Raw genomic sequence first — 7,029 nt, 5'->3', positions numbered from 1 at the left:
TTTCCATGCCAGTTTTGGTTGAAAATGCTTGTCATCTCAGGTGTACACTTTTCTCATGAGGCCTAACTGCATGATTTTACGTTGCGATGATCCGTCGTTTCACTGAGCTGCCAGCATAAAATCTATTTATTCAACAAAGCCTTTTAGATATGCAACTCTGCCAGTTTATCCTTCGGTAACGCCAAATCGTTGTTCTGGTTGACGCCAATCGGATGCGCCAGAATATAGCGTGCAATGTCCTGAGCCTCTTCCAGAGAGTGCATCTCATAGGTGCCGCACTGGAACTCGTTTAGCTCAGGGATTTTGCTTTGATCGGTCACTTTGAGCACATCCTCCATCGCCGCGCTCCAGGCTTTAGCCACGCGTTGCTCTGCAGGTGTGCCAATCAGGCTCATGTAGAATCCCGTACGGCAACCCATCGGAGAAATATCGATAATTTCAACGCCATCACCGTTGAGATGGTTGCGCATGAAGCCGGCAAACAGGTGCTCCAGCGTATGAATACCGCGCTCCGGCATCACCTCTTTATTCGGGCGACAGAAACGCAGGTCGAACACGGTAATGGTGTCGCCATGAGGGGTTGTCATGGTTTTAGCCACTCGAACCGCCGGTGCTGCCATGCGGGTATGGTCTACGGTGAAGCTATCTAATAACGGCATGTTGCCACCTCCTCATAAAAAAAATGAATTTTTTCATCTTTCTAAGAAACTTTTTGGTTCCTAACGAGTCTGATTCTATGAAAGACGCTCATTTATTATCATCCCTATTTATCAGAGATGTTTTTCGGCCGCGGCTTATACCGTGGCCTTTTCTTTATATAGTGTTTGCTCAAGCCTGAGTCGCTGCCAGATAGGCCTCGAACGACAGCCTATCTTGCGCTTCCAGCGTGCGCTGTTTTTGCCAGGCGCGTTCACTCTCGGCAACAAACTGCGCCTCCGTCAACACCGCTAAAGGCTCTTGACTGAGCTGCTCACGATAGCGGTCTGCCAACGTCAAGCCAAGATTACCGCAGCCCTGCGCTTTCAATAGCGGCAACAGACGCCCGGAGAACGTATTTTCCGGCTTATCGAACCCTACGCTCAACTCGTCACAGACCTGCTGATAATAGGGCTGTTCATGTTCTCTATCCAGCACTTCTGCCACGCGCCGCAGATCGCGGAACAAGGCATGTCCGACATCGGCCAATGGCTGCTGCCGCGTTTCACATCCCATACCGACGGTCAACCCCGGTTTGCGCCCTTCCAGAATAATACGGTTCCAGTTTTTACGGGTACATTGCAGTTCGGCGCTATCCATTTCCGGCGCATCAGCCAGTGCGCACCAGATCAGGAACAGATCGAGGAAACGCACCTGCTCGGCGCTGACCCCTGACGGGGTAAAGGGATTGATATCCAGTGAGCGTACTTCAATATACTCAATGCCACCGCTCATCAGCGCATCAGAGGGCGTTTCGCCACTGCGAGTTACACGTTTAGGACGGATCGGCGCATACAGCTCATTTTCGATCTGCAACACGTTGGTATTGAGCTGCAAGTAGCGATCGCCTTGTTTAACCCCCATCGCGGCATATTCCGCTGACGGCGTTTTGATCGCACGCTTCAGCGCTGCCACATATCCATCCAGCGTATTAAACGTGATGCCCAGATTGCTCTGTGATTTGTTGGTGTAGCCCAGATCGCTCAAACGCAACGAGGTCGCGTAGGGAAGATAATAGAGCCCGTTTTCGCCACGTTCAAACGGCAATGCCGTTTCACGCCCCTGCAAAAAAGAAGAGCAGATCGCGGGCGAGGCGCCAAACACATAAGGAATCACCCATCCGAAACGGTAGTAGTTACGGATCAAACGAAAATAACCGGCGGATATCTCCTGCTTACCACTTTCAGCGTCAGCGACGCCTGCACGCGCTTGCCAGAATGCCAGCGGCAGTGAAAAGTTGTAATGCACGCCGGAAATGGTCTGCATCAACGCGCCATAGCGGTTTTTCAACCCCTCACGGTAGAGCGTTTTAAACCGGCCAACGTTCGATGTACCGTACTGAGCCAGCTCGATATTTGTCTCATCGGGAATAAAACACGGCATGCTAAACGGCCATAACCGCTCAGAACCGATGTTACGCACGACATAGCGGTGAATGTCCTGTAAGAGTGCCAACATGTGTTCGACATCCCGATCTACAGGCGTAATAAATTCTAATAAGGATTCTGCGAAATCCGTTGTGATCCAGGGATGGGTTAATGCCGCCCCTAAATTTTCAGGGTGCCCTGTCTGTGCCAAATGTCCATTGGGCTGTACGCGTAACGTTTCGCGTTCAATACCGCGTTTAATCCCCTTCACCGCATCAGGGTGATGTTCAAGCCAGGTCAACGCTTGTGATATATCCGGGATCAAATAGACCTCCCGCTGTTAGATGTAATGATTATTCGCATAATGAAATCGTATCATCTCTACTAAAATACAGTGCTACACGCTATGACCACAAAGTAATTCCTTGTAATGCCACGATGGCCACCACGATATAACGCAGCGCTTTTCCGATACAGATAAAAAGCGTGGAGTACAACCACGGCATGCGCAGCCATCCCGCTGCCACGCATAGCACGTCGCCAATAACCGGTACCCAACTCAACAAAAGCGCCACCGGACCATAACGCTGCAACCAGCGTAGCGCCGTCAACGTGCCGGTACGCGGCTTTGACCGTGGCAGAATACGCCCCAGCACCAGATTGGTCATACCGCCCAGTGTATTGCCTATTGTTGCCACGACAATCAGCGGCACCGCGCCGGTAACCTTCGCCACCAATAAATAGACCAGCAGCACTTCAGAGCTGCCAGGTAATAATGTCGCGCTGATAAAACTACTCCAGAAGAGAGAAACCAGTCCCCAGAAGGCATTCACAGCGTGCGCACATCGACAACAGCCATGTTTGCGCGCTGCGCTGCCTGAATGACAAAATCCGCATCTTCAAATACGACGCAGGTTTCAGGCTCTACCTGCATGAGCTGGGCGCAGCGCAGGAAGGTGTCAGGAAACGGTTTATGATGCGGTACATCCTCCGCGCCGACAATACCAACAAAGTAGTCGCGCAAGCCAAGATGACGTAGCAGCCTGTCAGCCAGATGGCGTGGGCTACCGGTGCCAACCGTCATAGGTCGACGTCCCTGGTACGCTTTCACCACGTCAATCAAGGGCAACGGCTTAACCGTATCAAACAGCATCTCTTCCACCAGCGCCAGCTTTTCAGTGGCCAGCGCCTTTGGGTCCATATCCACGTTATGCCGGGCCAGGATCACCGCTGCTATTTTCTCAATGGGAGCACCATTGTACGCCACCATTTCTTGAGCATCATAGGTCATGCCGTACTTGCCCAGAATGTTATGCCAGGCTGCGCGGTGTGTGGGCTCAGTATCGAGGGTGGTGCCATCCATATCAAAAATAAGACCTTGATAACGATCGTACATCGTGACTCCGTGAATAGCGCAAAAGAGCCGTTACTTTAGCGCAAAGTCAAAATGATATCGCTGGTTCAATAAAACCACAAAAAGCAAGGCTATCGGTGTATAAGCGGTTAGCAAGGGTGGATTAGCAGCATTCAGGCAACGCTGGGGATAAAATCAAAGGGAAAGTATGGGATATTATGATTCACAACATGATGAATGGTGCATCCGGGAGGATTCGAACCTCCGACCGCTCGGTTCGTAGCCGAGTACTCTATCCAGCTGAGCTACGGATGCATAGTAAATGGCGGTGAGGGAGGGATTCGAACCCTCGATGCAGCTTTTGACCGCATACTCCCTTAGCAGGGGAGCGCCTTCAGCCTCTCGGCCACCTCACCAACACGCTAACCTTCGAACCACGATGATGATGTTTCCTTCATCGTGCTCACCGGTACTGCGTGGCGCACATATTACTTTCCCGGACTTATAAGTCAAACAATTTTTCCTAACTATTGGTTGTTTGAACAAATCACACCCAACACGCACAGATTCACAGCGAAAAGTCTATTTTATCAATAGCGTTAACGGCTATTGATGCCTGTGACAAAACGCAATCATAGGAAACTAGGCTGTGTCCCTTAATTGCATAACTTCTTGTAAAAGAGGCGGATGCCTATTATTGTACTGACCAGGTTTTAATTTATTATACCGCTATAAATCTAATATGTGCGGCTAAATAAAAAAGGTAGTTCTGTGTAATTGCACTAATTTCACATTTGAATAACGGTGTTTAGTTAAGAGTCCAGTACAGTATTACCAACTCGAAAAATAGCAAAATGTAGCAAGTATTACAGTGTCTCAGAAAATTTAGTAGTCGCGCGATGCACGTTATTTTCAGTATAGGAGAAAATGATCAAAGACGTACATTGCGCGCCAAAATTGAATTCTATCAAAATTTTATTGCTTTCAAGATATGAAATTCATAGCATGTAGTAGGAGTTTTAAAAGGGTTATATACATAAAATATTTCAGTTATTCACAAAAAAAAAAAAATATCTAATAAATGAACTAATAAATTTGGGTGGTGTGGAATGTATAAAACGCATACATCAGGCTAAGTATGGACAGAGAGTAAACTACAAAACATGATGCGAAAAACGGCCCGGCATAGCCGACACACACCGCAACCGTACGGACACAGGAAAAGGGAAATCAGTCAGTGCTGACCCTCACGGGAATTTTAGTTGCTGGAAAGGTGTAGGTTAGGCGATCACGAGGCCAACGTAGTATTAGACATCGTGGTGGCTTATGAGTATGGAAATATAGAGGAAAGAGTTCGAGCGGTTGAATTAGGATGGAAGGATAGGCCTCTGTGGATATTGAGGAATCATGAATGAATGAATTCGGTGACAAAGGGGATATTTAGGTCTTTGTAAAGAATGAGCTTAGAGGGAGCATTAACAATACGGCGGAGGACTTTTGATTGGAAAGATTGGGGATGCGGGAGATATTGGAGGTTTTAGCTGAGTCCCACAGTTGTAAGTCCAGATGGATTTAAGTAACGTCTTGTAGAGGATTAGTTCATTTTTGGTGTGCTTAGATTAGAGTTAGGTCCAACCTGGCGTCTTAGTTGTCCGTAACTTTTGTTTTGGCTGTAGTCTATTAAGTCTAGTGAGTAGGTTCCTTGTGAGTCTACTGCCTAAGTAGAAACCCAGGTAGCGTTCGAGGTGGGGGATAGAAGTGTTGAGCAAGAACCCATTGGGGCACGTTGTGAGGATGGCAGTGTCATCAGCGTAAGTAGTGATTAAGGTGTTTGGGTGAGTAGGAATATCAGTTGTAATAAAAAGAAATAAATGCTGAAAAAATTAAAAAATAAAATAATCCGTTAAAATATGAAATATACTGATAGATAGATTAAACTAGGGCGGCCTCAAGGCCTACGCCACTGCGACCCCTTTGGATCTATTGTGGCTCCCCCCACTCTAAAGTTCGCCCTCCAGAACTGTCCTTTTATTCAGACTCTTGATGCTGGAGAGCGACTCTTGGGTAAAGCTCACCGGCCTTGGTTTTTCCTCCCCGAGAAGTAACCTCCTTAAATATACTGAGTAACTTCAACATTATCAAACTTGAGAAAATAAAATAATTAACTACGTTAATATCTAAAAATACATCTTGCAGACGGGGAATAGTTTTTAAATCAGACTAGATGAATATTACGAATTTTTCTTTCGTTCATTGTAATTGTAATTGTTCTACGTTGGCCATGGCATCTTTTACAGTCGAAAGATACTGTTGCAGATAACTATCTGGGTATCATAACTATGTGTGTTACTATCTGGGTAGAAGAATGCGCAGTACCGTAGATCGTCTCTCTCGCCCGAGTTACCCACTCTCCATGTCTGCATTTCGCAATGAAGGAACGCATTTGTAGGTTACATCGAACATGCTCCAAGAATTGCGTTTATGTAGCATTTTGATCTGAGTGCGATGAAATTAAAAGTAAAAAATAAATTATTTGTAAATATTAAGTTTTGCTAACTATTTTAGTTTTTATATTTAATTTAAAGAATAAAAATAAAATCATACAAATTTAATTAATAAATAAATAAAAAACCTATTTAAATATTATTTTAAAACGGATTGGTGTGTAAATGAAAGAAGAATTTGCAGAAGAAGAGAAATGATAGTATGATGTCTGCAATGCGGAAAGAAATTAAGTCGAGTTGGATTTGTGCCCAATCCTGTAGTTAGTAGTTCTGTACGGCGGACTTTCCACTATTTGCAGGTTCACTGATAGAGATTCTCTGTTCCAAAATTAAGTCCTGCAACTAATGCAATGAGTCTAGTAAAATAAATATTATTTTTATCTTGATGAATTTATTTATTTTAAATTATTGCATTCAGTTAAAAAATATATGGGTTTATATAGGCGGTTACTGCTAGTATTTCTCATTTACTTTTCTCTAATCACTATAATCAACAATATTTATGCAAGAACTTGACGTATTTTCTATATACCATCAAGGAAAGAACCGTCAATAATTGTACCTTAATTCATGAAATATTCTTAAAAGAAGATGATTATAAAACATTTTTCTCTATTTTTACAAAACTGTTTCATTTGTGTAAACACTCTAGTCCAGTGTTTCTTTAACTTTTTGCAACTGCGACCTATTTTTAAAGTAAAAATCTCTTGGCGACCTCTTCACGAGGGTCGTTTGAAAAGTCCGTGCAAAGTCAGAGAGATAGCACTACTGGCGCGTATCGAGGTTATGTTTAGTTAGTAGCATCTCTTGGAAGAACACACACCAAGTTTCAGCCAGATCAATCTATTTCTTTGTGTTTGGCATTCGTTTGAATAGAGGAAGTCGAGTGATTTTCAAATCGTGTGAAGTGTTGCAAGGACGGTTTGTTGCAGCTGTTCCAGAAGAATCTGCAGGACTTTAAGCTTTGTTTCGTCACTGTGGATGAAACATGGATACATCACTACACTCCTGAGACCAAAGAACAATCTAAACAATGGGTTACCAAGGGGGAATCTGCGCCAAAAAAGGCGAAGACCGTTCCTTCGACCGGAAAGATTATGGCGACTGT

Annotated in this window: 5 protein-coding genes and 2 tRNA genes; 1 reads left to right on the top strand and 6 read right to left on the bottom strand. The window is 45.0% G+C overall.

Going from position 1 to position 7,029, the window contains the following annotated elements:
* Positions 1-143 precede the first annotated feature (143 nt).
* The 6 genes from luxS to QZ506_RS05145 form a co-directional block, all read right to left on the bottom strand.
* Positions 144-659 carry an S-ribosylhomocysteine lyase gene (luxS, locus tag QZ506_RS05170; protein ID WP_291969536.1) on the bottom strand — a complete coding sequence of 172 codons (516 nt, stop codon included), beginning with the start codon at positions 657-659 and terminating at the stop codon, positions 144-146.
* 169 nt (positions 660-828) lie between these two features.
* Positions 829-2,388 (bottom strand): glutamate--cysteine ligase, encoded by a 1,560-nt coding sequence (gene gshA / locus QZ506_RS05165; protein WP_291969534.1) that lies wholly within the window; start codon positions 2,386-2,388, stop codon positions 829-831.
* A 79-nt stretch (positions 2,389-2,467) separates the two neighbouring features.
* Positions 2,468-2,896 (bottom strand): YqaA family protein, encoded by a 429-nt coding sequence (locus QZ506_RS05160; protein WP_291969532.1) that lies wholly within the window; start codon positions 2,894-2,896, stop codon positions 2,468-2,470.
* Positions 2,893-3,459, bottom strand: a complete 567-nt coding sequence (gene yqaB, locus QZ506_RS05155) for a fructose-1-phosphate/6-phosphogluconate phosphatase (RefSeq protein ID WP_291969530.1) — start codon at positions 3,457-3,459, stop codon at positions 2,893-2,895. Before yqaB ends, QZ506_RS05160 begins: the two co-directional genes overlap by 4 nt.
* Positions 3,460-3,655: 196 nt before the next feature.
* A tRNA-Arg gene (locus QZ506_RS05150) sits at positions 3,656-3,732 on the bottom strand.
* A gap of 8 nt (positions 3,733-3,740) precedes the next feature.
* Positions 3,741-3,833, bottom strand: a tRNA-Ser gene (locus tag QZ506_RS05145).
* Between the two features lie 3,014 nt (positions 3,834-6,847).
* Here QZ506_RS05145 and QZ506_RS05140 point away from each other — a divergent pair.
* On the top strand, positions 6,848-7,029 hold a 182-nt coding region (locus QZ506_RS05140), incomplete at its 3' end, for a hypothetical protein (RefSeq protein WP_291969528.1).

This window comes from Candidatus Symbiopectobacterium sp. (assembly GCF_020054415.1).
In the GTDB taxonomy this organism is placed as follows: domain Bacteria; phylum Pseudomonadota; class Gammaproteobacteria; order Enterobacterales; family Enterobacteriaceae; genus Symbiopectobacterium.
This window is presented reverse-complemented; position numbering and strand designations above follow the sequence as displayed.